This window comes from Streptomyces sp. NPDC053431, assembly GCF_044544925.1.
GTDB lineage: Bacteria > Actinomycetota > Actinomycetes > Streptomycetales > Streptomycetaceae > Streptomyces.
This window is the reverse complement of record NZ_JBITXX010000081.1, coordinates 1-1,374: the sequence shown is the minus strand read 5'-3', so window position 1 is coordinate 1,374 and position 1,374 is coordinate 1. Positions and strand designations below refer to the sequence as shown.

Genomic DNA, 1,374 nt, shown 5'->3' with positions numbered 1-1,374 from the left:
GAGCAATGCTCAGGACTTGTGGATCGGCCTGGGGCGAGGTGCCTTGTGAGACACGGAGGGCGTACCTTCCCGGGTGATCGACTCATGGTCACCGAGTAGGCCCGCGCTGCGAACGCGGGTCGGGAAGGCACGCCCGTGCTCAGCGTAGTCACCGAAGACGGCACCACCGAGACCGGTACCTCTCTGATCGACGAGATCGTCCGGGAGGGTGCGAGGCGGATGCTGGCCGCCGCCCTGGAAGCAGAGGTCGAGCAGTACATAGCCGAGCTCGCCGACCGGCGCGACGAGACCGGCCGCCGGCTGGTGGTCCGCAACGGTCGGCACCGCCCGCGGACGGTGACCACGGCCGCCGGGCCCGTGAAGGTCGCGGCCCCGCGAGTCAACGACAAGCGCGTGGATGAGGCGTCCGGCGAGCGGATGCGGTTCTCCTCCAAGATCCTCGCGCCGTGGTGCCGGAAGTCCCCGAAGATCAGCGAGGTCCTGCCCCTGCTCTACCTCCACGGTCTGTCATCCGGAGACTTCATACCCGCGATGGAGCAGTTCCTGGGCGGTGCGGCCGGCCTGTCGCCGGCGACCGTGACGCGCCTGACCCGGAGGTGGACCGAGGAACACGCCGCCTTCCAGCGCCGCGACCTGGCCGAATCCGACTACGTCTACGTGTGGGCCGACGGAGTCCGCCCCAAGATCCGCCTGTCCCAGACGCACTCCTGCCTTCTGGTCCTGATGGGCGTCCGCGTCGACGGAACCAAGGAACTGATCGCGATCGCCGAGGGCCTGCGGGAGTCCACCGAGTCCTGGGCCGATCTGTTGCGGGACTGCCGCCGACGCGGGATGCGGGACCCGGTGCTCGTCGTCGGCGATGGCGCGATGGGCCTGTGGCGGGCCCTGGCGGAGGTGTTTCCGCAGGCCGGACACCAGAGGTGCTGGGTTCACAAGACCCGGAACGTGATGAACGCGCTGCCGAAGTCCGCGCAGCCCGGCGCGAAGAAAGCGCTCCAGGAGATCTACAACGCGGAGGACCGCGCCCATGCCGAGAAGGCTGTCACGGCGTTCGAGAAGGCATACGGGGCGAAGTGGCCGAAGGCGGCGAAGAAGATCACCGGCGAGGTCGACGAGCTGCTGGCGTTCTACGAATTCCCCGCCGAGCACTGGATCCACCTGCGGACGACGAATCCGATCGAGTCGACCTTCTCCACGGTGAAGCTCCGGACCAAGGTCACCCGCGGCGCCGGCAGCCCGGCCGCCGCCCTCGCCATGGTCTTCAAGCTCGTCGAATCCGCCCAGGCCCGCTGGCGAGCGGTCACCGCACCCCACCTCGTCGCCCTCGTCCGAGCCGGCGCCCGCTTCCACAACGGCCACCCCGCCGAACAGGAC

General features: G+C 69.2%; 1 protein-coding gene. It reads left to right on the top strand.

Annotated features, from left to right (window positions below):
* Window positions 1-135: 135 nt before the first annotated feature.
* The coding region (locus ACIGXE_RS37750) for an IS256 family transposase (RefSeq protein ID WP_399754693.1) at window positions 136-1,374 on the top strand (1,239 nt) is incomplete at its 3' end.